The organism is Acetivibrio sp., assembly GCF_035371925.1.
In the GTDB taxonomy this organism is placed as follows: Bacteria; Bacillota; Clostridia; order Acetivibrionales; family Acetivibrionaceae; genus Hungateiclostridium.
On the sequence record NZ_DAORXT010000038.1, the window covers coordinates 1 to 24,529 of the forward strand.

General features: G+C 39.2%; 21 protein-coding genes. 7 read left to right on the forward strand and 14 right to left on the reverse strand.

Annotated features, from left to right (window positions below):
• Nucleotides 1-77 precede the first annotated feature (77 nt).
• From PLH43_RS06910 to PLH43_RS06935, 6 genes are all read right to left on the reverse strand, one after another.
• Nucleotides 78-206, reverse strand: coding sequence for a hypothetical protein (locus PLH43_RS06910; RefSeq protein ID WP_324361460.1), 129 nt, complete (start codon nt 204-206; stop codon nt 78-80).
• A gap of 284 nt (nt 207-490) precedes the next feature.
• Nucleotides 491-868, reverse strand: coding sequence for a hypothetical protein (locus PLH43_RS06915; RefSeq protein WP_324361461.1), 378 nt, complete (start codon nt 866-868; stop codon nt 491-493).
• A 330-nt stretch (nt 869-1,198) separates the two neighbouring features.
• Complete coding sequence (gene alaS, locus PLH43_RS06920; protein WP_324361463.1) at nt 1,199-3,841, reverse strand: alanine--tRNA ligase; 2,643 nt, start codon at nt 3,839-3,841, stop codon at nt 1,199-1,201.
• Nucleotides 3,842-4,066: 225 nt separating this feature from the next.
• Entirely contained in the window at nt 4,067-5,116 is a 1,050-nt protein-coding gene (locus PLH43_RS06925) for an AI-2E family transporter (RefSeq protein WP_324361465.1), read from the reverse strand.
• 127 nt (nt 5,117-5,243) lie between these two features.
• On the reverse strand, nt 5,244-5,468 hold the full coding sequence (locus PLH43_RS06930; RefSeq protein WP_324361467.1) for a YtxH domain-containing protein: 225 nt from the start codon (nt 5,466-5,468) through the stop codon (nt 5,244-5,246).
• Nucleotides 5,434-5,988: a PRC-barrel domain-containing protein gene (locus PLH43_RS06935; RefSeq protein ID WP_324361468.1), complete on the reverse strand. Its 555-nt coding sequence runs from the start codon at nt 5,986-5,988 to the stop codon at nt 5,434-5,436. The genes PLH43_RS06930 and PLH43_RS06935 overlap by 35 nt, the downstream gene beginning before the upstream one ends.
• 253 nt (nt 5,989-6,241) lie before the next feature.
• Between PLH43_RS06935 and PLH43_RS06940 the strand changes: the two genes are divergently transcribed.
• Nucleotides 6,242-7,606, forward strand: coding sequence for a DUF1015 domain-containing protein (locus PLH43_RS06940; protein WP_324361470.1), 1,365 nt, complete (start codon nt 6,242-6,244; stop codon nt 7,604-7,606).
• A 62-nt stretch (nt 7,607-7,668) separates the two neighbouring features.
• Here the strand turns inward: PLH43_RS06940 and PLH43_RS06945 are convergent, their stop codons facing one another.
• A complete protein-coding gene (locus PLH43_RS06945) occupies nt 7,669-8,106 on the reverse strand; it encodes a hypothetical protein (RefSeq protein ID WP_324361472.1) in 438 nt (145 codons plus the stop codon).
• A gap of 204 nt (nt 8,107-8,310) precedes the next feature.
• Here PLH43_RS06945 and PLH43_RS06950 point away from each other — a divergent pair, with 204 nt between their 5' ends.
• Complete coding sequence (locus tag PLH43_RS06950; protein WP_324361474.1) at nt 8,311-8,964, forward strand: YhcN/YlaJ family sporulation lipoprotein; 654 nt, start codon at nt 8,311-8,313, stop codon at nt 8,962-8,964.
• Between the two features lie 181 nt (nt 8,965-9,145).
• Here PLH43_RS06950 and PLH43_RS06955 read toward each other — a convergent pair whose 3' ends face one another.
• From PLH43_RS06955 to PLH43_RS06975, 5 genes are all read right to left on the reverse strand, one after another.
• Nucleotides 9,146-9,868 carry a zinc dependent phospholipase C family protein gene (locus PLH43_RS06955; RefSeq protein ID WP_324361476.1) on the reverse strand — a complete coding sequence of 241 codons (723 nt, stop codon included), beginning with the start codon at nt 9,866-9,868 and terminating at the stop codon, nt 9,146-9,148.
• A gap of 83 nt (nt 9,869-9,951) precedes the next feature.
• Nucleotides 9,952-11,262: an AAA family ATPase gene (locus PLH43_RS06960; protein ID WP_324361477.1), complete on the reverse strand. Its 1,311-nt coding sequence runs from the start codon at nt 11,260-11,262 to the stop codon at nt 9,952-9,954.
• A gap of 117 nt (nt 11,263-11,379) precedes the next feature.
• A complete protein-coding gene (locus tag PLH43_RS06965) occupies nt 11,380-13,515 on the reverse strand; it encodes an ATP-dependent RecD-like DNA helicase (protein ID WP_324361479.1) in 2,136 nt (711 codons plus the stop codon).
• Nucleotides 13,516-13,547: 32 nt separating this feature from the next.
• The gene (locus PLH43_RS06970) at nt 13,548-14,171 is read right to left on the reverse strand and encodes a hypothetical protein (RefSeq protein WP_324361480.1); all 624 of its coding nucleotides are present in this window, start codon (nt 14,169-14,171) and stop codon (nt 13,548-13,550) included.
• 233 nt (nt 14,172-14,404) lie between these two features.
• The gene (locus PLH43_RS06975; protein WP_324361482.1) at nt 14,405-15,928 is read right to left on the reverse strand and encodes a copper amine oxidase N-terminal domain-containing protein; all 1,524 of its coding nucleotides are present in this window, start codon (nt 15,926-15,928) and stop codon (nt 14,405-14,407) included.
• A 284-nt stretch (nt 15,929-16,212) separates the two neighbouring features.
• On the opposite strand from PLH43_RS06975, the gene PLH43_RS06980 reads away from it, so the two are divergent.
• Nucleotides 16,213-16,635 carry an ATP-binding protein gene (locus tag PLH43_RS06980; protein WP_324361484.1) on the forward strand — a complete coding sequence of 141 codons (423 nt, stop codon included), beginning with the start codon at nt 16,213-16,215 and terminating at the stop codon, nt 16,633-16,635.
• Nucleotides 16,636-16,659: 24 nt separating this feature from the next.
• On the opposite strand, the gene PLH43_RS06985 is transcribed toward PLH43_RS06980, so the two are convergent.
• A complete protein-coding gene (locus PLH43_RS06985; RefSeq protein WP_324361485.1) occupies nt 16,660-18,411 on the reverse strand; it encodes a B12-binding domain-containing radical SAM protein in 1,752 nt (583 codons plus the stop codon).
• A gap of 77 nt (nt 18,412-18,488) precedes the next feature.
• Nucleotides 18,489-19,718 carry a D-alanyl-D-alanine carboxypeptidase family protein gene (locus PLH43_RS06990; protein WP_324361487.1) on the reverse strand — a complete coding sequence of 410 codons (1,230 nt, stop codon included), beginning with the start codon at nt 19,716-19,718 and terminating at the stop codon, nt 18,489-18,491.
• 152 nt (nt 19,719-19,870) lie between these two features.
• Here PLH43_RS06990 and PLH43_RS06995 point away from each other — a divergent pair, with 152 nt between their 5' ends.
• The 4 genes from PLH43_RS06995 to PLH43_RS07010 form a co-directional block, all read left to right on the forward strand.
• The gene (locus PLH43_RS06995) at nt 19,871-21,460 is read left to right on the forward strand and encodes a FapA family protein (protein WP_324361489.1); all 1,590 of its coding nucleotides are present in this window, start codon (nt 19,871-19,873) and stop codon (nt 21,458-21,460) included.
• Nucleotides 21,461-21,769: 309 nt separating this feature from the next.
• Nucleotides 21,770-23,014: a glycosyltransferase gene (locus PLH43_RS07000; protein WP_324361491.1), complete on the forward strand. Its 1,245-nt coding sequence runs from the start codon at nt 21,770-21,772 to the stop codon at nt 23,012-23,014.
• A 112-nt stretch (nt 23,015-23,126) separates the two neighbouring features.
• Nucleotides 23,127-23,336 carry an alpha/beta-type small acid-soluble spore protein gene (locus PLH43_RS07005; protein WP_324361493.1) on the forward strand — a complete coding sequence of 70 codons (210 nt, stop codon included), beginning with the start codon at nt 23,127-23,129 and terminating at the stop codon, nt 23,334-23,336.
• A gap of 154 nt (nt 23,337-23,490) precedes the next feature.
• The coding region (locus PLH43_RS07010) for a potassium transporter TrkG (RefSeq protein WP_324361495.1) at nt 23,491-24,529 on the forward strand (1,039 nt) is incomplete at its 3' end.

Sequence of the window (24,529 nt, forward strand, 5' to 3'; positions counted from 1 at the left end):
GTTTTACTGGAAGTACCACTTCAACAAATATTCTGCGAAAACAGTCCAGAATGCGAAGTCCGGTTTCAATCCTTGTTTTACTGGAAGTACCACTTCAACAGCCCTCGAAGCCTAATCCCGCCTTTTTCAAGCCTTTCGGGATTTTTTTGACGGAACTTTTTTTCACATTTTTCACTTAAAAATGCCTGATTTTTATCAAATTTCATGCATTTTTAAGCCACCAACATAAGCTTCTAGCCCACTATTTTCAACACTTCTAAGCCTATCAACTCAATTTTGCCAATAATTTTGCAACCACATTTTGTCAAATACATCATAATTACAATTAAAACATATCATAAATTAACCATTTTTTCAATATGCTAATCATCATTTGCAGTCCCATTAGCCTACTTTAAAACCTAATCAACCCATATCTCCCCTTAATATCACTCATTTCAAAACAAATATAATCAACTTTAAAAACATAAAACATATATACTGCAATCAATTAAACCATTCTAAAATTATCATCATTAACAAAAATATTTCTTTCCCTAAGATCTTCATTCACTTCTTTCGCCGCAATATAGTATTCAATAGGAGAGCCTTCCACTCTATTTGGTAGATATTTCTTGTCTTTAGAAGACAAATAGTAAACTATAATTCTCATCATCGAAGCACTTCTCTCATCTAAATTCTTTTCTTCATTTAATATAGCCTCAATAATATTATCCTGACCTAAATAAATATAATCTTTTCTGTATATCTTCTCATAAAAATTCGATATATAACGCATTTTTAGCTCATCATTGTCTTCTATTGTTTTCAACAATCCAATTAAAAATCTTAAACTTTTTTCAAATTTTATTTTGAGGTCACTATCCATATTAGCCACCATTTTTTTAAACTCTAATCCCTCTTCTTTTTAATAAATTGACTTATCGTTACATTATTGCTTCTCATCATAAGCCTAAAATCTAATATATCTCTCGCTCCTGTTCTTTCTAAAATATCACAATATTTCATACACATTAATGAATCCAATGCCGGAAATGTAACCTCTAGATTTGACATTACTATTCCCTTATAAGGTTCCTATTTTATATTTTTACGATTTGAACTAATTCTTGAGATTCAAAACTTACGGGCATTTTTTGACGAAACTTTTTTTATCCCCTTCATCAAAAAATGCCCGTTATTTTATCATTTCCATCCACTAGTCCGCAATTTGCGACTCTATTACCTTTACAGCCTGCTTTAAGGCCTCGTCAATCTTGGATACATCCTTTCCTCCTGCCTGAGCCATGTCGGGACGTCCGCCGCCACCGCCTCCGGCAACCTTGGCAGCTTCCTTAATTATATTTCCTGCATGAATACCCTTTGCTACGACATCCTTTGTCGCCATTACCACGAGGCTAACCTTGTCGCCAAAACCGCTTCCGAGAACCACTACACCGGAGCCCATTTTATTTCTTATGGTATCTCCCGTATTTCTCAGTGCCTCCATATCAAACTGGTCAAAGCGGGCTGTAACCACCTTTACACCCTTAACCTCTACGGCCTTGGACAAAACATCATCTAATGAACTGCTGACAAGCTTGCCCCTTAGCTGTTCAATTTCCTTTTGGGCAGCTTTAATCTCATTTAGCAGCGCCTCTATCCTCCTCACACTGTCGGAAGGATTGGTCTTAAGAATCTGAGCAATATCACCCAAAAGCTTTTCCTCTTCGTCAAAGTGCTTTAATGCAGCCTCACCCGTCAAAGCCTCAATTCTTCTTACGCCGGATGCAACACCGCTTTCGCTGACTATCTTTATAAATCCGGCCTGGGATGTCACTTCAAGGTGAGTTCCACCGCACAGCTCTATACTGTAATCTCCAATCTTTACAACCCTTACAACATCCCCGTATTTTTCACCAAACAATGCTGTAGCGCCCATTTTTCTTGCTTCATCAATGGACATTTCCCTTATATCCACCGCAATGCTTTCCAGTATCTTTTCATTTACCTGGGTTTCAACACTCTTTATCTCTTCCGGAGTCATTGCTGAAAAATGCGTAAAGTCAAATCTCAACCTGTCAGGCTCCACCAAAGAACCTGCCTGATTTACATGGGAGCCCAATACACTCCTTAATGCTTTATGGAGAAGATGGGTTGTGGTATGGTTCCTTGCTATTGCCATCCTTCTCTTCTTGTCAATTGCAGCTTTTACCTCCATACCCTTTCTCAATGTTCCCTCTTCAACCTCACCGATGTGGAGGTATTTGCCGTCATTGGTCTTCTTGCAGTCCAAAACCCTTATCCGTACGCCTTGAGCTTCAATAAAACCCTCGTCTCCAACCTGTCCTCCGCTTTCGGCATAAAAAGGAGTCCTGTCAAGTATGATTGTAACGCTGTCGCCTTTTTGGGCCTCATCCGCAATTTCGTCTCCCTTTATTATGTATAGCACATTAGCCGATGCCTCATATTCCTTATATCCCAAAAATTCAGTTTTAACGCCTTTGTCAAGTTTTGAATAAATATCGTCGCCCCAAGCGGAACCCTGCTTGCTGTGATAGTCTTCCCTTGCAAGGTTCTGGTGCTCCTTCATTTTTGCCTTAAAGCCTTCTTCATCCACTCCAAGTCCGTTTTCCTCAGCTATCTCCCTGGTAAGGTCCACTGGGAAACCGTAGGTGCCGTGGAGCTCAAACACCATCTCACCGCTTATTACCTTTTCGTTTTTCTTCTTGGTTTCCTCAATATACTTGTTCAGGATTACCAATCCCTGGTCTATAGTCTCTTCAAACTTCTCTTCCTCAATCCTTATAACCTTCTTTATGCTTTCCGCCCTTTCGGCAAGCTCCGGATATGCGCCTTTGGACTCTTCAATCACCACCGAAGCCACATCGGACAAGAACGGCTTGTCCAATCCCAAAAGCTTTCCGTGTCTTGCAGCCCTTCTTAGAAGCCTTCTTAACACATAGCCCCTTCCCTCGTTGGAAGGTATTACTCCGTCCGATATCATCATAGTGGTACTTCTGATGTGGTCGGTTATTACCCTGATGGATATATCCGTTTTTTCCGAGCTGCCGTACTCAACTCCAGTAAGCTTGCATATATAATCCAATACTCTTCTTATGGTATCAACCTCAAAAAGGTTGTTTACGTCCTGCATCACGCACGCAAGCCTTTCCAAGCCCATTCCCGTATCAATGTTCGGGTTTTTAAGCCTGGAATAATTGCCGTCCTCATCCTTGTTGAACTGCGTAAACACCAGGTTCCAGACCTCTATAAACCTGTCGCAGTCACAGCCCACCTTGCAATCGGGACTGCCGCAGCCCTTGTCCTCTCCCCTGTCAAAATAAATTTCCGAGCAGGGACCGCATGGGCCTGTACCATGTTCCCAGAAATTGCTATCCCTGCCCATTCTTACAATTCTTTCGGGAGGAAGTCCGACTTTTTTATTCCATATTTCAAATGCCTCATTGTCATCTTCAAATATTGATACCCATAATCTTTCCACAGGTATCTTAAGGTCCTCGGTAAAGAATTCCCACGCCCACGGAATTGCCTCATTTTTAAAGTAGTCGCCAAAAGAGAAATTCCCCAACATTTCAAAAAAAGTACCGTGCCTTGCCGTCTTTCCCACATTTTCAATATCCGGTGTTCTAATACATTTCTGGCATGTGGTAACCCTTCTTCTGGGCGGCTCTTCCTGTCCTGTAAAATAAGGCTTTAAAGGCGCCATACCCGAATTTATCAACAAAAGACTGGGATCATTTTGAGGAACCAATGAAAAACTTGGAAGCCTCAAGTGCCCTTTACTTTCAAAAAAGCTTAAATACCTTTCCCTTAGCTCGTTTAATCCTAATTTCTCCATACCCATTCTTCCTCTCCAGGTTTTACTCAGCATCAGCTGTTTTTTTAAGGTGTCCTATCTCAACTGTTCTTATCCAGCCGTTCAATATATAAAAACTCTCCTCCTAATTGTATAGGTACGAGAGCATCATATTCCACTGCAAAGATTGTTCTACGCTTACTCTGAATAGTAAAATTATATATAAGTATTCTGCTGGTGTCAAGAACTTATAATCCCATTCATCGCCTACACAATAGCCTCTATTAGCCTCTTTAATATTACCTTTAAAATTGCGGTCACCGGAACTGCTATGAGCATCCCTATTATGCCGAAAAACTCTCCTCCGGCCAAGACTGCCAGAATTGTCGTAACGGGATGAAGTCCCAGCCTTCCTTCTATTATCTTCGGCGAAATAAAGGCGTTGTCTATCTGCTGTATAACCAGAAAGGCAACTACCGTCCAAAAAGCTTTCACCGGTGAATCTATAAGGGCTACAGCCACAGCAGGTATTGCCCCTATAAAAGGCCCGAAGTAAGGTATTATATTTGAAATCCCGCCGATAAATCCGAGAATCGGCGAATATTTCACTCCTACAATTGCAAGGGCTATGGTCTCCATTATACCGATAATGAGAGCTGTCAGGAGCTGGCCTTGTATAAAGCATGACAGTATGTCATTTATCTCCCGGCATGTCCCGATAATTTCATTTCTCCATCTTCGCGGCACCAAAGAGAGAGCTCCCTTTTTAAACAGCTCAGCGTCCTTCATAATGTAGTATGCAATAATCATTGCCAGTATGATGTTTGATATCCCCGTTACCCACTTAAAAAATCCTATAAGGGTTTTTCGTAACGCGTCCATGAGCATATTTTCGGCTATGCTCACTCCGTTGTTTATCTCATTGTAAATGGCGTTTTTCATTTCTGCCGACCAGCCGCTGCTATCTATTGTTTTCAAAATATTATTGAAAATTTCACCATACTCCGTAGTTATTTCCGGAATGGTATTTATAAATTCCCGGGTGTTGTCCACAAAAATTGGCGCAATGAAAACCACTGCTGCTGTCAGCACAATTCCAAAAGCCAGGTAAATCAAAATTATGCTTCTTGTTCTCGGTATGTTTTTTGATTCAAGCTTTAAAACTATGGGACGAAGTATGTATGCAACAACACCTCCCATTAAAATTGTGAAAAATATTTTAAGTATTTTTTCTCTATAGACAAGCACGAAATAGATGATTGAAATACTCAAAAGAAACAGTATTATATAAGTAAATATTTTTCTCGTCGAAACCATTTGTCAATCCTCTGTTTCCTTGGATTCTTGAAAGCGAGCCTGCTTTCAAATATATGTTTCACTTTTCACCGATTATGTAGTTAAAGACTGGATTTATCCAGTCTTTTTAAGAGGATTTTGAGAGTATTTATCGAAATAATTCCACCATATCGCTAATTAAATCTCCGGATTTTTTAACAAAATCCATTCCTTTTCTTCTCATTTTTCTTCTGGTTCTATTGCTCATCATTGTATCTGAATTCATAGCCATTCCAACAGATGCACCGATTAAACTTCCGATAATAAGTCCCCTGGTAAAGTTGCTTCTCATTATATTGTCACCCCTTTCTTTGAACCTTCTTGTTTCCTTCAATTAGATTCTTTATTCCTCCTCCGGTTTCCATCATTTCTTCAACCGCTTCACTGTCCACCAGGATATTCTCTTCTCCAAACTCAAATTTTCCAATCAGCGGAAGTACGCTTCTTCCTTTTACTATGTCCTGCAACAATCCGTCCGAAACCTCAATACCGTCTATTTTGCCGTGTTCTAAGTCGAATAATACGTCCTTGGCAACTCCTAAGTCTTCCCCGGTTTTAGTGTATATCGGAAGTCCCAAGATATCCCATTTATCCTTGAATTCCGGCCTGTGCTGAACTTTTTTAATGTCCTTGACATCATCCACATCATTAACAATAAGCGCATCCCTGCCAAGGCTCAAAACATCCGAAGCAAAAACCACTTTTCTTCTCATGCTGTAGCCTCTTCTCTCAAGCAAAAAGGCAACCACACTTTTCTCCTTCGGACAGAAAATTATATCCTTTACTATTCCAAGTTTTTTCCCATCCGCCGCACATATTACCGGCAGTCCCAGCACCTCACTGTATCTATTCAAAAAATCATCTCTCCGTTTTTTGAAAACTCACATATTAATACATTTTAAACTATAGAATATTTATGACTGTTTATTTTTCACACTATTTATTATTTCAACATTTGCTCAAAAAATACACCGCATTCAATTTGACTTAAATTACATATTCATATAAAATTAAACGTTGTATTAGTTGTATAATTGTAAGAAAATAATTTTTAAATTTTACAATATACATTTATATTTAATCGATTTTTACGAGGTAGGTGCAAAAATGATTGATAAAATAACCTATAATGAAAAAATTGGAGTTCACATCCCTTCTATTTTGCTGCCCAAAGAAGGCGTTGACATGGAAAAGTGGTCGGTAGTGGCCTGTGACCAGTATACTTCCGAGCCGGAATACTGGCAGGATGTAGAAAATAAAGTTGGAAACAATCCTTCCACTCTGTATCTTACTTTTCCCGAAATTTATCTTGAAGACGGAAATGCAGACGAAAGAATAAAACGCATAAATGATGAAATGAAAAGGTACATAAATGAAGGTATTCTTGTTTCTCAAAAGCCATGTATGCTGCTGGTAGACAGAAAAACATCCCATACCCAATCCAGAAAAGGGCTCATTCTGGCAGTGGATCTTGAAAAATACGACTATAGCGCAGGTTCCCAGTCCCTTATCAGGGCAACGGAGGGTACGGTAATTGAAAGACTTCCTCCAAGGGTCAAAATCAGGGAAAATGCCATCTTAGAGCTCCCTCATGTAATGATTTTGATTGACGACCCGGGCAAAACCGTTATCGAGCCTCTGGTAAGCAAAATTGATTCCTTTGAAAAGGTGTATGATTTTGAGCTTATGATGAACGGCGGACATATCAAGGGCTACAGGATTGATGACCAAAAGACATTGAAAGGCATTTTGAAAGCCATTGAAGCCTTGGCAGACCCTGAAGTTTTTAAATCAAAATACAATGTCGGTCACGACAAGGGTGTACTTTTGTTTGCAGTGGGCGACGGAAACCATTCCCTCGCATCGGCAAAAGTGCATTGGGAAAATGTGAAAAAGACATTGAGCGAAGCTGAGATTCAAAACCACCCTGCAAGATTTGCCTTGGTGGAGATTGTAAACGTGCATGATGACGGTATTGTGTTTGAGCCCATTCACAGAGTTCTGTTCAATATCGATACTTCATCCGTTTTAAATGCCATGCAGGATTTCTACGGAAGCTCCCGTTGCTCCTTTGAAAAATACGATTCATTGGAACCGGTAAACAAAAGACTCCAAGAGCTAAAGAAAGAAAAAAACGTTCACTCCTTTGGGTTTGTAACCGATGAGGGTTTTGGGGTATTTACCGTACAAAATCCGAAGCACAACCTTGAGGTCGCCACACTCCAGGATTTCCTCGACTATTATGTGCAAAAGCAAAAGGAATCCAAAGTGGACTACATACACGGTGAAGACGTTGTAACCCGCTTAGGTTCAAAGCCCGGAAATATAGGCTTTTATCTTCCTTCCATGGAAAAGCATGAATTTTTCAAAACGGTTATTCTCGATGGCGTCCTGCCTAGAAAAACCTTCTCCATGGGTGAAGCGGAAGAAAAAAGATTTTATTTGGAGTGCAGAAAAATTGTAAAGGATTAAGCAGTTAATAAAGAGTTACACGGAAAAACCGGGAGCCTTGTACAGCGGCTCCCGTTTTTTAATTAATAACCGTACCCATATCCCGGATAACCGCCGTAATATCCTGAAAAACCGTATGGACGCCTTCTCCTGAGTAATTCACTTATTAGAAGAGTGCCTACAAAAGCTCTTAGCAATCTTCTGCCTCCAAATCCCAACTGTCTGTCGCCTTCCTCCTTCATTTCTTCACATATGGCGGTTTCGACATCGGCTTCAACCTCATCACATATTTTATCACACATCTTGTCTAATTGCTCTTTTGTCGGACAATAGGAGCAGCCATAGTTCATGTCCAACATATCGCAATAATGCATAACCTTCGGATATACTATATAATATGTTTTCGGATACATATTTTCAAGCTGATGTTCGGGCATTGTTGCCATTGGACAGTACTGCTGCGCATACGGCATAACATTCATCATGTGAGGCATATGATACATGCATTCTTTTCCGTACATGATTTTAAAACCTCCCTGGTATAAATAATATATTCACTTTATTTTATGCATAAAATGCCATACTGCTACTTTTTCGTTGTTTTTATGTTAATAAATTTTAAAAAATTGCAGCTGTTTACTTTAAAAATAATTTTTTTCTTTCAAATATAATATTAACTCTAATAAAAAAACCGATGATGTGAAGAATAATGTTGGAGGTGGTTTATGATGAACAAAAATTTTATTAAAGCAGCATCTTTGACATTAGGACTTACCCTTGCATCATTACCACTGGTCGGCTGTAATATGGGCGGCGGAACCGATCAGGGAAACAACACAACCGGGCAAAACACACAGCAGTTAACTACCCCTGATAACAACACCAACAGGTTTTTGAACATGGATATGAACCGGATGGACAACAACGGTATGAAAAATGATATGCTCGGAAGAAACAACGGTGCCGACAGCAACGGACTATTAGGCGGAAATATGATGGGATCACCTGCAGCGAGCCCGAACCAAAGCACTCCTGCACCTCAGGGTAATGCTGTTATGAGGGACAAAGCCGAAAAAATAACCGGCCAGCTTGCAACAATGCCTGAAATTGGGCAGGCAAACGTTCTGGTAGTCGGCAACAGCTGTCTTGTTGCTTACAATCCAAAAAACGCACAAGGGGATGCCAATGCCAGAAAGAACATGGTTATTAACAAGGTAAAAGAGATTGACCCTTCAATAACCAATGTCATAGTAAGTGAGTCAAGGGATATGATGGATAAAATAAGCAAGATTACCAACGATATGGCAAACAAACCTATGGATCAAATAAACAATGAAATCATGCAACTCATGAACCAGGCAGCACCTGCCGCAAAATAGTAAAATAGCGTTCTCAGGTCATTAAACTATGTAAGCCCGGAGTTAAATCCAAAGCCCTTTGCTCCGGGCTTTTTATTTGGCCTCTTGGAATGAAATGAAAGAGGCAAAAGCGAAGGAAGTCGATGTCCCGAGCTTTTATTTTTCTTCTTGGAATAAACGCCTAAACGCGATGAACCCATCTTTATTGCCAAATCTCTAAATTCCTTTTGGATATATCCTTGTAAAAGGTTAAAAAGCATCCTGCCGTAGTTTTTTGGGCTAGAGGAAGGGTAAACTTGGTAATGGTATAAAATCTTTTCGAAACATCCTTTATATCTTTCAGTCTTGAATAAATTCTTATTGCATTTCTGGCATTACAAGTAATATATTCCTCTATATGGGAAAGATAATAACCTCCCCTGTCAACTGTGAATTTTGGAGTATTAAGGTACGTCCTTTTTATGAAATTTTCATACTGGCGGTGACTGTCAAGAAGCCTGATATTTGCATGATGAGGTACGGTCATATCCTGAACAAGGTGTACCGCCGCTCCAAGATAAAACATGGCAAGGTTGGGTTCTATGGCATACCAGTATTTCAGTGCCTTTTCATAATACGATACCGCCAATGCAAGGGCATTATTGTTTCCGTACAACCCCTTTTTCTTATAAGGGTTGTAAAAATGGTTGGCACTTTTCAAATCCTGATCCGCCCATGTTACTCCCTGGTTTATGTCATCAATATAATCGCTGAAAAGACAGTATGCATCTATATATTTATCGTTCCTAAGAATCTTAAGCGCCTGGATGTTTATGTATTTGTGAACTTCGCACTGAGTTTTTATTACCGCTTTCTTAAACGGATTTATGGCGAACAAAAAGTATTTAAATGCTCTGCCGTAAGTCCTCTCCAACCTGCCTGCCATATTCGGACGCTCCTATAAATAAAAAATACAGACAGCATTTATTATACGTAGTTCCGATATTTTTTATTTATACCGCCCGGTATTTAAAATTTTATAAACTTATCCATCAACTCTTCTATGCTCGCGCCAAAACTGCCCTGTATATCCGTAAGCTGGGCATTTCCTTTGACAGCAGTCATTCCCGGCACAAAAGGCAGGTATACCGAAACGACTTCATCGTTTATACATACAGTATCAACCTCCAGTGCCATATGGAAGTTGTACTTGTTAAGAGCCACAGTAAGCTTGCCGGACAAATCCAACCCGCACTTTACAAAAAGTTTTTCCAGTTGCTCCGACGTATATTCGGCCTTGACATTGGATACAGCGTCCTGCGCCAGCACCATTACAACTTCATCCGCCGTCTCAAGCAAAGCAATGTTTCTGTCATTCATTTCGCTGGACATATCTACTATCACAACATCATAATACCTCATCGACCTGAAGGCATCCATTAGGGCTTTTATTTCACCGGAACTTGCATCTTTCAGGTCAGTTATATTCTCCGGCGGAACAAAATAATGAACATCGTGAGCAGGGTCTATCTGCCTTATCTCCCTAATCCTTGCTCCAATGTTCCCTCCTTGCTTTAGACAGCGCAGCAATTGGGAAAGGTTTCTTTGACTTTTGCAATTGAAATAAAGCGGAGTGGATTGAAAACTCTCAAAGTTGAGATAGAACACTTTAAGACCTTTTTTTGTACAATACACTGCGGAGTTGATTGCTACAGTGGTCTTTCCAGAACCTCCTATAGGAGAATATACGGCAATCACTTTTGTGTCCACATCCCTTGAAGGTTCTTCCAAAATGACATCATCTTCTTTATCGGAGGTATCTTCATTAATGAGAACATCATCCGTAATAACGTTTTCTTCTTTAATTTCTACTTTAATTTCTTCTCTAATTTCTTCCCTAAATTCTTCTCTGAATTCCTCTCTAAATTCTTCTATGGTTTCTTCTTTGATTTCTTCCTTGTTTTCTTCCTTGTTTTCTTCTTTATCTTTGAATGTCTCCTTTTCACTTGGTAAAAACATATCAATTAGTTTATTTACAAACTCGTCTCCCACCTGATGCTTATCAACATAGTCAATGCCATCGCCTTTTACGGAAGGCACTCCCCGGCTTAGCAAAAAGATCTTTGTATCAACCTCCTTTAGCATTGCCTCAGAATACATATCCGGACTTATCAATAAAACATCTACCCTGTTTAATCCGGAAAGGAAATCATATAAGAGATCCTGCCTTGTGAAGGAACTTACCCGAAGCCTCTCTAAATAATTGGTCATTAAATAGTTAACCGTGTTTCGAACATAGGCTTCATCGGTGTCGGCAATAACTAAATTAAGTCTTCTCATAATATCCCCCAATAGCTCAAATTTAGTAATTTGGTATATATTAATATTATATTTTTATATTAAAATAATGTCAATTTTTTAATATTTCCGGCTTTTTATTTGATTTTCATATCTATGTCATATCTGCTTGAGTCTCTGGGCAAGTCTGGTATTTCTGTCCGAGCTTTTGGAGTTTCTTATACAATATCCCAGTGCTTTTTGTGAACCCACAAGCACCAAGGCTTTTTTGGCTCTTGTGACACATGTATATAAAAGATTTCTCTGAAGCATCATGTAATGCTGCATTGTAAACGGTGCCACTACAAAATTATACTCGCTTCCCTGACTTTTATGCACTGTGACCGCATAAGCCAAAGTTACTTCATCCAATTCCGTCACGTCATACTCAACTTCGGTATCGTCAAATTTTATGCGTACAGTTTTTTCTTCATGGTCAATATCCGTTATTATGCCCATGTCACCGTTAAACACATTTTTATCGTAGTTATTTTTAATCTGCATTACCTTGTCGTTGACTTTGTAAATTGTACCTCCGTATTTGATGGAAACACTGCTTGAATTTAGGGTCTCTTGAAGCACTCTATTGAGATTTTGCGCTCCCACGACTCCCCTTTGCATGGGGCATAAAACCTGAATATCATTTAAAGGGCTCACTTTGTAGTATCCAGGAAGCCTTTTTGTGCAAAGCTCCCGGACAAGCTCCACTATCTTTTCCGGCTCTTCCTCTTCAATAAAGAAAAAATCACTGTTTTTGCCGCCTTTCAAGGCAGGATATTCTCCACGGTTTATTCTATGGGCATTGGTTATAATTGCACTCCCCCGGGCCTGTCGGAATATTCTTGTAAGCCTTACCACAGTTACCGTTTCCGAGTCTATGATGTCTTTTAGTACATTTCCTGCGCCCACCGAAGGGAGCTGGTCCACATCCCCCACCAATATCACCACCGTATTGTTCGAAACAGCTTTTAAGAGGTTGTACATTAGGATAATATCAATCATTGAAGTCTCATCAATGATTAGAACATCACATTCCAAGGGATTGTCCTCATTCTTTTTATATCCGTCCTGGGGACTGTATTCCAACAAGCGGTGTATGGTCTTTGCCTCCATACCGGTAGCTTCAGACATACGCTTTGCCGCCCTTCCGGTGGGAGCGGCAAGGAGAACTGCGGCATCCAGCTTTTGAAAAGCCTTTATTATCGCCAGTGTGGTTGTAGTCTTTCCGGTACCCGGCCCGCCGGTAAGAACCATAAATTTTGACGCCACCGCATTTTTGATGGCTTCAATCTGAACTTCGTCATATTGAACATTGCATTCCCTCTGGAGATTCTCTATCATTTCATCGAAATTGAAAAGGGCATATGCGCTTTTAGTCTCGGTTATTTCCCGTATCCTCTTGGCAACGCCCACTTCACTGTAATAAAAAGGCGGAAGGTAAACCGCATCCCCTTCCTCCATCATTATGGATTTCTCCTCCAGCATATGATATACAGCGGCTTCGGCTTTCTCCAAATCCACACCTAGCAGCTCCGAAGCCTTGTTTACAAGCTCATCCTTTTTGGCAAAACAATGGCCGTCATTGGCAAACTCATTTAATGCGTACATTATACCGGACCTTATGCGGGCATAAGATTCCTTGTCATATCCCATATTTTGAGCTATTTTGTCCGCAGTCTTAAAGCCGATTCCCCAGATGTCATCCGCAAGTCTGTAAGGATTATCCTTTACAATATTTATGCTGTCACTTCCGTAGGTTTTAAATATTTTCACAGCAAAAGCCGTAGAAACACCATGGGATTGCAAAAAAAGCATGACATTTTTTATTTCCTTTTGATTCTGCCACGCTTCTTTTATCATGTCCACTCTCTTTCTCCCTATTCCCGGAACTTCAATGAGCCTGTCGGGTTCTTCCTCAATGATTCTTATGGTGTCTTCTTTAAATACTTTTACGATTCTTTTGGCATTTACAGGTCCGATTCCTTTAACAAGTCCGCTTCCCAAATATTTTTCAATACCGGCAACAGTGGCAGGTATCTCCTCTTTATAATTGTACACGTTAAACTGTCTGCCAAATTTGGAGTCATATTTCCACTCGCCCCGAAGGCTTACCACAGCTCCGACATTAACCGAAGCCATATTCCCCACTACCGTCACCAGGTCTGAAAAGCCTTTTGACTTTATCTTTACCACAGAAAAGCCATTCTCTTCATTAACAAAAGTTATTCTTTCTACGACTCCGCTTAAATAATCCATAAAACCAGCCCTTTCCGTCAATATATGGTAAATTATAGTTGCTTGATTCCTAATTTATCGCGAAGATTTAAAATAAATTCAAAACACTGGGAAGTATCGCCAATTATCTCATCGTCCTTTTTCTTTATGGAATAATTGGTCGTGGCATCACCGAACAAAATATAGTTTTTTTGAGTGTCTTGCGGGTTCTTATGCTCAAAGTACTTTATTTGAAAATCATAAAAACCCTCCTGGGGACACTTTACAGCGTATACCCTCACCCACTGAAGCTCTATATATTTCTGCTGTTTTAGAAAATCCACCATTGAATCATAGAGCTTTACAGCAGCATTTTCAGTAGCAGAATGCTTTTCTTCCGTTACGGTTTCTTGCCCGACGTTTTTTTGCTCTATGTTTTCTTGTTCTACGTTTTTTTGCTCTACGTTCTCTAGTACCATGACAGTATTTTGCTCCTGCACAGGATCCTCCACAAGATTTTGAGAACGGATTAGCTCTTCTATTATCTCCTTCTGTCTGGTAAGCTCCATCCACAACAGTCCATAATGCTTCGACAGCTCGCCAAACGCATCGTCTGACAGCCGTCCGGCAGCTTTTAGGTATTTATCCAAGGAATCCGTCATTATTTCAAGCAACTCAATATCTTTACTTTGAAGCACTACATTTTCACCCTTTATCGCAAAATTAATAAAATAATCACATAATAAATAATATCAAATTTTTTCGCGTATAACAAATATCAGCTGTTAGAAATCGTAAATTTTGCGTTTAATGAAAAATCCGAAATAAAACGGGAGCCTTAAATGTTGTTTTTATCAAGCAACCAAGACTCCCTGCTTTATCTAAAACATATATCTTAAAATTAAACTTCGAAGCATACTCTGTCACAAGTTTATTGAGTAATTGTAACTGTCCTTGTACTTCCATCCCAGCCAACTTCCGCACCAAAGCTTTCTGCAACTGCACGGGCCGGAACCAAGGTTCTGCCGTTGACGATTTGCGGAGGAACATCCAGAACTATTTCCTCCCCGTTTTTCTTCATTGTCTTGTTGCCAATTGTCATAACAATAGTTGTGTCGCCTTTTTTTGCTGTAACTGTCTTTGTCTTGTCATCCCATTCAACGGTAGCTTCCATAGCTTCAAATATTGCACGGAGCGGCACAAGCGTACGGCCGTCCTGTATAATTGGAGGCTGGTCAAACCTGATTCTTTTGCCGTTGAGAAAAACTTTAATCTTTGGAGCGCCGCCTACCGTATTTACTGAGAGGATGTAGTCGGCATTACTGAACCAGTATCCCTCGTATTCAACTTTGACATAATACGTACCCTTTTCGATTTTTATCTCATCTGACTTTCCAACTGTATCGGTACCTTTGGAATTTAGCTGATAAAGCTTATTGTCATTTGTGTCATACAAGTAAATTCTCCAATAGACAGATGATCTTTCAAGGTTTGGGTGGTTAAATCCCAAATATACTTTTCCGGAATCAGGCATTACAAATTTATAATAATCAACATCCGAACTAGTTCTCAGATTTCCTGTAACCGGTTCGTCCACCTCTATTAATGTTGCATTGTCCCTGCCGCCGTTTGGCTCAATCTCATATTCGCCTTCATTTTCCTTATAGTCTACACAAAGAGTATAATCAACATTGCTATGCCAGTAACCTTCATCTTTAACCCTGACATAATATGTACCTTTATCAAGATAAGCGTTCATGGATTTACCGGCTGTATCGTTTCCTGTTGATTCAAAATACAATACTTCATTTTCCACGCTGTCAAACATGGTAACTTTCCAGAATACACTTGATCTTTCCAAATTGGTATGATTGAAGCTTAAGTTTACTTTACCCGGTTTTGATATTGTAAATTTATAAAAGTCGGTATCACCTTCTACTCTGAGATTACCGATAACAGGCTTATTCACTGAGATCTCTGTTGCCGATTCCCTGTCTTTGTTCGGCTCAATTTCATATTCACCCTGATTTTCCGTGTAGTTTACGCAAAGAGTATAATCAGCATCGCTATGCCAGTAACCTTCATCTTTAACCCTGACATAATATGTACCTTTATCAAGATAAGCATTCATAGACTTACCTTCTGTGTTATTTCCTGTTGATTCAAAATACAATACTTCATTTTCCACGCTGTTAAACATGGTAACTTTCCAGAATACACTTGTTCTTTCCAAATTAGTATGATTGAAGCTTAAGTTTACTTTACCCGGTGCCGAAAGTTCCACCTTGTAATATTTTACGGCACCTGACGAAGGTAAATTATCGATAACCGGACTATTCAGAGATATTGGCTTGGCCTCATCGCTGCAAAAGTAGTCACCGGACCAAGATTTACAGCCAATATCATAAGAACTGCTAAAAAGACTGACAACGCTTTTTTCAACAACTTTCTTCACTCCTCCAATTAAATCTGTATATTTTTATATGTAGAAATAGTGCAACATACCAGTAATAATATATTCCGCCATTATGAATGTCAAGTATAATTTCGGAAAATCATTCGGCAAGCGCCTTCTATGCATGTGTCTTCATATCATTTCATATTATTTGGAATATTCTTATCTGTGAATTTTCTGCATAAGTTCAACATATAACACAAATTGATGTATTTTATTTTCAATAGCATTTATGATATAATTTTGAATATGATGTAAGGATTCTGCTTACTGGAGGGTCTGTTATGGAAATATTAAGTTACAAACTCAATGCCCATATTCCTTTCGATAAAGACAGCATAGAAATGTTCCTGTCTTCGTGTGAAGAGGTAATAAGCAATATGACTTCGGATGAAAAGACAGTCTTCAAGCTCAAAAGTGCAACCCACGAATTGCTGATAAATTCCCTTGAACACGGATATAAAAAAAGTGCGGGAAATGTATCTTTTTTCATAGAAAAGCATGAGCATACCATACAGCTTGAAGTATCTGACGAAGGAGTCGGATTTGACACGTCGTCTCTAAATCTCGAAAAAGACCACTCAAGTCTTAACACAATAAAAGGCAGAGGCTGGGGACTTTTTATATTAAAGAAGCTTTGCGATAATATACAAATAACTTCCTCTCCCCTAAAAGGCACAAAAGTTACTGTGTCAATAAACTATTAATATTCTGAGGTATTCGCTGAAAAGTCAGGGAAGTTCGACCCTATAAAACCTGTAATGCCCTGTTATGCTGTCCTTTTGACTATAATCAAACAAAATGACCGTATCCTCTTTCTCCGTAGCCAAAGTGTCGGCTGCGACATTGAATCTGAACGCCTCAAAATGAACTTTATTATATATTTTCTTTGCAGGAACACCCGAAAATTCCGGCAGGAGGCTTTCAACATTCTCAGTATTTTTGAGAAATTCAAAGCATCTTGTGCTGAAATTATCGATATACAACCGCTCCACACCTTTAGGAAGATTGTTTGTATTGTCCGATACCAAAAAATCAAATTTCAGAAGTTCGTTGAGCAATACCAAGTCCACTTTCAGCTCAAGGCTTGATATAAAATCCAGTAATATGGTATAAAGCTCCCTTGCGGAAATAGATCTCTCGTAATTCCCCGCCTTCTCATAATACTTGGAAAATTCTTCAAAGAAAGCAGCTGGTGACGGGAAAAATCCGCCAATAAGATACTTTAGCGTTTTTTGAAACCTTCCCGAGTTGTAATACCTTTCCAACAGCTCTTCCATCTTTTTTAGCTTTACAATATCTCCAAAGCTCAAGTAAGCATTGGACAATATCTCATAAGGAGGATATTGCCTGAACTTATAGCCGTACTTTTGGTGTTCCCTCCTTATGCCGGAACCTTTAAGCAGCTTCAAAAAGCCCAGCTGCAGCTGATGCGGGTAAAGCTCATAGGCTTCATTAAAAGAATTAATGAAGGAATTATAGTCCTCAAAGGGAAGTCCGGCTATCAAATCCACGTGTATATGCATATTTCCCAACTCTTTAAGCCTTTTTATGTTACAAAGCACCTTTTTTATATCAGTTTTTCTCCTAACTGCCTCCAAAGCCTCTTCATTGGTTGATTGTATCCCTATCTCAAACTGAATCAAGCCCTTCGGCGCCCGGGACAATATATCAAACATCTCCTCGTCAAAAAGGTCGGCTGCAGCTTCAAAGTGAAAGCTTGTCTCCCTTGCATTTTCAATAATGAATGTAAATATTTCTTTAGCTCTTTGCCTGTTGCAGTTAAAGGTTCTGTCCACAAACTTCACAAGCCTGACTTTTGCATTAATCAGTGTCAAAAGGTCGGATTTGACCCTGTCCAGGGAAAAATACCTCACACCGTCAAAGGTTGATGAGATACAGTAAGAGCACGAAAAAGGACAGCCCCTTGAGGATTCAAAGTATATTATCCTGTTGCCGACAGCTTCAAGCATTTCCTGAGTATAAGGAGAAGGAATGGTGTCAAGCTCCTTTACCTGGCGAAAAGATGTTAAACCATGGATTTTTCCGTCTTTTCTGTAGCTCAGTCCTTCAATACCATCAAGATTTACTCCTTCATCAATAAAAGAGCGCAGCAAAAGCCCGAAAGCTCCTTCTCCCTCCCCTGACATTACATAGTCTACAAACCAATTTGAACGCAATATATCCTCAGGGTCAAAGGAAACCTCCGGACCACCCAGTATTATCTTCACTTCAGGAAGAACCATTTTCAGATTTTCAGCCAGCTTAAGGACAAATCCTATGTTCCAGATATAGCAGGAAAAAGCAGCCACATCGCAGCCTTCAGTGTAAATACGGGAAAGGACATACTCCGGATTGTCGTTTATAGTAAACTCCATCACTCTGACTTCCCCGCACTCCTTGTCACAGGACGCCTTAAGATACCACGCGGCCAAGGATGAATGTATGTATTTTGAATTTACTCCAATTATTCTCGTCTTCATGATTCTATCTCCTTAAAGTTTACGTTATTATAACAAAAGGAGCAGAATCATTTCAAGGTTTATTTTCAGACCCTCTTTTATTTCAACCTCGCCAGTTTAAACCATATATCCAAAACATCCCTGAAATAATCGCCATACTTTTTTTCCGGCACAACATCGGCCGTCTTTACAGCCGACCTGCCAATCAGCTTTCCGTCAACAAAGAACTCTATCTTCCCCACCTCAACCCCCTTGTACACCGGAGCATTTATCAACTCATCCAATGTAAGCTCCGTCTTTAGCTTCGCCTTCTCTTCCTTGCTCAGCGGCAGCTTGATGCTCTCAACTGCAACAACGGGCACAGAGCTTTTCTTTCCTCTATATACATTCACCTGCCCCAGTTCCTGATTTGCCTTTAAAAGCTCATAGGGCCTGTAATTGTTGAAGGCATAGTCAAGAATTGCTTTGCTGCTCTCTGCCCTCTTGTTTCTGCTTGCACAGTTCAAAACCACAGAAATTATTCGAAAGCCGTCCCTTGTCGCCGATGTCACAAGGCATCTTCCCGCCTTTCCCGTATAGCCCGTTTTTACCCCGTCTGCCCCCGGATACAGGGAAAGCATTTCATTTGTTGTGTATAGGCTGCGGTTGGTGATTGTTGCACTCTTGGTTGCGACTATTTCGGCAAAAATAGGATTTTGCAATGCATACCGCGTAATCATTGCCAGTTCGTAAGGAGTGGAATAATGACCTTCCGCATCAAGCCCGTGGGGGGTTTTAAATGAGGTATTCTTAAGCCCAAGCTCCTTTGCCTTGTCATTCATCATTTTTACAAAGTTCTCGACAGTTCCGCCAACGTGCTCGGCAACAGCCAATGCCGCATCGTTGCCCGACTTTAGCATCATACCGTAAAGAAGCTCCCTCAAAGTAAGTTCCTCACCCGGCTTGAGCTTGATTGTAGAACCCCAAATACTTGCCGCCCTGCTGCTAACCTTTACCTTGTCATCGAGATTCCCGTTTTCTATTGCCACAATAGCCGTCATTATCTTGGTGGTACTGGCTATCGCTCTTCTTGAGTATGCATCCTTTTCATACAACACCCTCCCCGTATCCGCATCAATTACTATTGCCGCCCCTGCTTCTATTTTAGGAGGCTTTGACTCTTCATCTCCATCTACGGGCTTGCCGGAAACCTCTAATACAAAATCCTCCTCACTAAACTCTTGTTCAACAAATTCATCCCCATAAACCCTTACACTTAAATTTACTGCCAATATTAAACAAAGAAACAAAGTCAATATTCCCTTTATATTCTTTTCCAAATATATCACAAATATCACATCCCATATGCTTCATATTTCCGCTCCAGCCTTTATATGGATGAAAGCTGAGCTTGTATCGTTATAAATATATGAAAAGTTATGAAAGTTTATAAATAATTTTTTCTAGATTGTCGATAATATAATCAGGAGGGGGACATCTTATGAATCAACAAACCTTATACAAAGATGACTTTGTAGAAATCTTCGCACTAGCCAATGAAGTATTCATCAAAACATTTAAACCCGGCCTTCCGCCAAACCAGTTCAACGCCATATTGTTATCACTTCCCCAGGTACAAATAACAAACTTCAGTTGCCTTAACGATGCCCTAAAGATTGCTTCCCAGTCCCCCCTAAAATTTGGCCAACTCAAGGAAAGGATTGCCATATCCATATCCCAGGACGGATTGCAAGCCTTCATCACCTACAATTTATCCAAAGAGGAATTGGCACTTCAAAATCGTGAAAAACTCATAATAGAAACCTATGAAGTTTTAAAGAAAAAAAACATAATATTTGGAATAAAAAAAGAATTGTTCTTTGGTGATTTGGAAAGCGGAAAAAAATATCTTATAGCCGAAGGGGTACCCGCCGTTGACGGGGAAGACTGCAAAATCAGGATGTACGAGCTTGAAGAGCCAAGACCTGAGATAAAGGAAGACGGCACGGCAAATTACTATGAATTAAAGCTGATTAACAAGGTCAAGGCCGGTGACTGGCTTGGCGAACGCATTGATGCCACCGAAGGTTTCCCGGGAAAAACAGTATACGGCACCACCATCTTTCCCGTAAGAGGAAAAAATTATCCTTTGGCTTACGATAAAAACACTGTCTATGAAGTAGTACAAAACAAGAAGGTCGTACTCTACTCCAAAATAGCCGGTGCCGTACACTATTTCGGCGACAAAATCACCGTGTCAAATCATCTCGAAATCGACGGTGATGTGGACTTCAAAACCGGCAACATAATTTTTGACGGATACGTAACCATCAAAGGCACCGTCACAGACGGATTCTATGTGGAAGCCACAAAAGACATAGAAATAAACAGTCCCTTGGGTCTTGGAAATGTCAAGGGAATTAAAAGCCGTGAAGGCAGTATTTACATAAAAGGCGGAATATCATCAAAAGGTTCTGCCCAAATTATTGCCAAGAAAAACATTTATACAAAGTTTGTGGATAATGCCAAATTATCCTGCGGCGGTGTCGCCCACATAGGCTTTTATTGTATAAACAGCATGGTGGAAGCCAAAGAAGTGTTTATTGACTCAATAAAGGGAAATATAATGGGAGGTCAAATAAAAGCGGAAGTAAAAATTACCGTACCTATTTTAGGCTCACCCCTTGAACCGAGAACCGTATTGATTCTTACGGGCTTTGACAGGAAAAAACTCACAAAAATGCTGGAAGATACGGTTGAGAAAATAAACAAATTAAAAGATGAGCAAAAAGACTTAAAGCTATATATGTCAAAGATAGACCCTTCAAAAGAAATGACTTCCCAGCAGGCAGCCCAATACAACTCAAAAATACAAAGGCTTTCAGAGCTTAAAGGCCAACTAAAGTCTTTGGAGGAAGAAAAAAAGAATATTGCAAGGTATCTAAAAACAAAAGGCGAAGGTGAAGTAGCCATAACAAAAAAGGTTTATTCAAACTGTGCAGTAATTATAAAAAATATGCAGATTGAAATTAGGGAAACTTCTCTGGCAACAACCTTTTTTGCATCAGATGGCGAAATTAAACGCATATAAACCATCTTCGATTTATAAAAGCATTAATATTAAAATATATGAAACATAATAAAGCATCAGAAGACAAATATCTTCCGGTGCTTTATTTATATTTCTGGCGCATATGTATAAATATAGATGCACTTCTATTTATTATAATCAAAAAAGTAAGAAAATTGGCATTACATAAAGTTTAAAGTACAACAAACATGAAATATTAAATAATATATTGATATTCAACACTTTAATTTGAAAAAATTAAGTTATATAATAAAGTTTAGCGAAAAAAATGAACCAGAAAATAACTATTTTAATTATATAGGAGGCAGTATGGTTAAGAATATTCTTATATTATCTTCAAATAATACGGGGCATGGTCATAAAAGCATAACCGAATCCTTAATGGAACAGTTTGCTAATTACCCCGATGTTACTGTTCATGTAGTTGACGGTTTTACCCTGGCGGGTAATTTTGGTCTTAGAATCGGAAAACTCTACGGTTCCGTGACAAGAAATGCAAAAGAAGTATGGAAGCTGATATGGGAATTATCTTTGAAAAAGCCCAGTCTTTTAAACGATTTTACCGAAGCTGCCATTAAAAACAACTTTTTGAAGCTGGTTTACAATATCAAACCGGACCTTATACTGTCCGTGCACCCAAACTTTAACGGTTCGGTATTAAACATCCTCGAGGACTATAATCTTAATATCCCCTTTGTCACACTGCTAGCGGACATCGTAAGCATTACCCCCCTCTGGGCAGACCCCAGAGCGGATTATATTATATGTCCTTCAAAGGAATCAAAGTTTAAATGCCTTGAGTTTGGGGTTTCAGAATCAAAGCTTTTCCAGACAGGATTTCCGGTAAGACAAAAGTTTTTGAAGCATCTTAATGAAAATACCGAAAATAATGTCAAGAATATTAAAAAATATACAAGCGACAGGCCGCTTGAATGCCTCATAATGAGCGGCGGTGAAGGTTCCGGAAACATGAGCAGGGTTGCATCGATACTGCTTAAGAATTTTAACTGCCGGGTTAAAATAGTCACAGGCCGCAACAAACTGCTGAAAAGAAGACTGGAACGCACTATCGGCGAGCGTTTTGGTGATAGAGTTGAAATATACGGTTTTATCGAGAATATTCAAGATCTTATGCTTTCTTCCGATATTGCCATAACCAGAGGCAGCCCGAATGTTATGATGGAAGCCGTAGCTTGTAATGTTCCTCTTATTATTACAGGTAATCTCCCGGGCCAGGAAGAAGGCAATCCTGCCTATATGCAAAAGTACAACCTTGGAATTGTATGTAAAGACCTTAAAAAATTGAGGCATACTATGAGTGAGCTTCTTGACAACAACGGTGAAAAGCTGAACAAAATAAAGCAATCTCAAAAAGAATATTTAAATCCCAATGTTGCAAAGGATATAGTAAGCTTCCTTTTAAGTATAGAAAAAAGAGAAGATGTAAACTTCTCTGATGATCTATTTTCCGGCGATATCCCGAAATTTTGGGAGCTGCACAAAAAGATATCGCTGTCCCATGATAAAAAAATAGTTCTTAAAAAGCATAAATAAATTAAAATGAATTAAAAATAGAGTTGACGTAAAATTAATAAAATGTTAGTAAAACTTTCTACTCATAATAGTCTTATTTTTAGAAAAAATAAGACTAAGGAGGTGATAGTAAATGGCTAAGAACAGCAACAGCAAAACTCAGTTTGAAAACATGAAGTATGAAATAGCCAAGGAAGTTGGAGTAAACTTAAAGCAGGGTTACAATGGAGACTTAACTGCTAGGGAAGCAGGTAAAATAGGTGGAAACATTGTTAAGAAAGTATTCCAGTCCTATACCGGAAACAGCTATCCTACAGAACGTTTAGGCGACACTTCAAGGTAATAAATTTGAAATAATAAAAATAGCAGGAGTTTATCTCCTGCTATTTTTATTATTTGCTGTTCTCATAAATCAATTTTTATGGAAAAATTAAATAATTGTGATATAATAATCAAATAGTAATTTTTTGCTTTCAGGAACGGTGATTTAAAGTAATATGATAAAGTTTCAATTTGGGTCAAAAAGAATTAAAATATTTGAGCTTGATTCTCCAAAAATAATTGTCTTTAGTTTCATAGCCATAATTTTAATCGGGACAATGCTCCTTGTACTTCCCATAGCTTCGAGGGATGGAAATAGTGTTGGGTTGTTTACTGCCCTTTTTACAGCCACTTCTGCTACCTGCGTGACAGGTATGCTGGTTGTGGACACCTATCGGCAGTGGTCACTTTTCGGGCAGATTGTCATCCTCTTGCTTGTTCAGGTGGGTGCTCTTGGGTTTGTAACCTTTGCCACATTTTTTTCCGTGCTTATAAAACGAAAAGTGAGTTTAAAGGAAATGGTACTGGCACAAGAATCTCTAAATCATTTTAGCTTTGAAGATGTTTTAAAGCTGGTTAAAAGCGTAATTGTGTTCACCTTTTCAGTAGAGCTTTTGGGGGCGCTGATATTGTCCACAAGATTCATTCCCATGTTCGGATTGAAGGGAATTTACATGTCAGTATTTCATTCCGTCAGTGCCTTCTGTAATGCCGGTTTTGATATTATGGGTCAAAGAGAAGTTTTTAGCAGTCTTACCACTTTAAATCAGGACCCTGTTATTCTCTATACTTTATCTGCTCTTATTATATTCGGCGGATTGGGCTTCGTTGTATGGAAAGACCTGATTGACTATAGAAAGAACAAGCTGCTTCTTCTTCACACAAAAGTCGTTCTGTTTGCAACCGCGATATTATTACTATCCGGTGCTTTGCTGTTCTTCGCATTTGAATTTAACAATCCTGCAACTTTAGGGTCATTATCTTTGCCTTCAAAAATCATTGCTGCATTTTTTCAATCTGCCACCTCAAGGTCTGCAGGGTTTAACAGCATACCTCTCAATCAAATGAGAGAAACCTCCAAATTGATAACCATTATTCTAATGTTCATAGGTGCTGCTCCTGGCTCCACAGGAGGCGGTGTAAAAATTACCACTTTTGCAGTAATGATAGCAACTATCATTTCCCAATCAAAGGGTTCTGCCGATACTATAATAT

Coding starts and splice junctions, on each gene's coding strand:
- PLH43_RS06910 (WP_324361460.1), bottom strand. CDS start 206: ATGAAATTTGATAAAAATCAGGCATTTTTAAGTGAAAAATGTGAAAAA.
- PLH43_RS06950 (WP_324361474.1), top strand. CDS start 8,311: ATGATGAACAAAAATTTTATTAAAGCAGCATCTTTGACATTAGGACTT.
- PLH43_RS06980 (WP_324361484.1), top strand. CDS start 16,213: ATGGAAATATTAAGTTACAAACTCAATGCCCATATTCCTTTCGATAAA.
- PLH43_RS06915 (WP_324361461.1), bottom strand. CDS start 868: ATGGATAGTGACCTCAAAATAAAATTTGAAAAAAGTTTAAGATTTTTA.
- PLH43_RS06940 (WP_324361470.1), top strand. CDS start 6,242: ATGATTGATAAAATAACCTATAATGAAAAAATTGGAGTTCACATCCCT.
- PLH43_RS07000 (WP_324361491.1), top strand. CDS start 21,770: ATGGTTAAGAATATTCTTATATTATCTTCAAATAATACGGGGCATGGT.
- PLH43_RS06925 (WP_324361465.1), bottom strand. CDS start 5,116: ATGGTTTCGACGAGAAAAATATTTACTTATATAATACTGTTTCTTTTG.
- PLH43_RS06995 (WP_324361489.1), top strand. CDS start 19,871: ATGAATCAACAAACCTTATACAAAGATGACTTTGTAGAAATCTTCGCA.
- PLH43_RS06985 (WP_324361485.1), bottom strand. CDS start 18,411: ATGAAGACGAGAATAATTGGAGTAAATTCAAAATACATACATTCATCC.
- PLH43_RS06955 (WP_324361476.1), bottom strand. CDS start 9,868: ATGGCAGGCAGGTTGGAGAGGACTTACGGCAGAGCATTTAAATACTTT.
- PLH43_RS06960 (WP_324361477.1), bottom strand. CDS start 11,262: ATGAGAAGACTTAATTTAGTTATTGCCGACACCGATGAAGCCTATGTT.
- alaS (WP_324361463.1), bottom strand. CDS start 3,841: ATGGAGAAATTAGGATTAAACGAGCTAAGGGAAAGGTATTTAAGCTTT.
- PLH43_RS06945 (WP_324361472.1), bottom strand. CDS start 8,106: ATGTACGGAAAAGAATGCATGTATCATATGCCTCACATGATGAATGTT.
- PLH43_RS07005 (WP_324361493.1), top strand. CDS start 23,127: ATGGCTAAGAACAGCAACAGCAAAACTCAGTTTGAAAACATGAAGTAT.
- PLH43_RS06965 (WP_324361479.1), bottom strand. CDS start 13,515: ATGGATTATTTAAGCGGAGTCGTAGAAAGAATAACTTTTGTTAATGAA.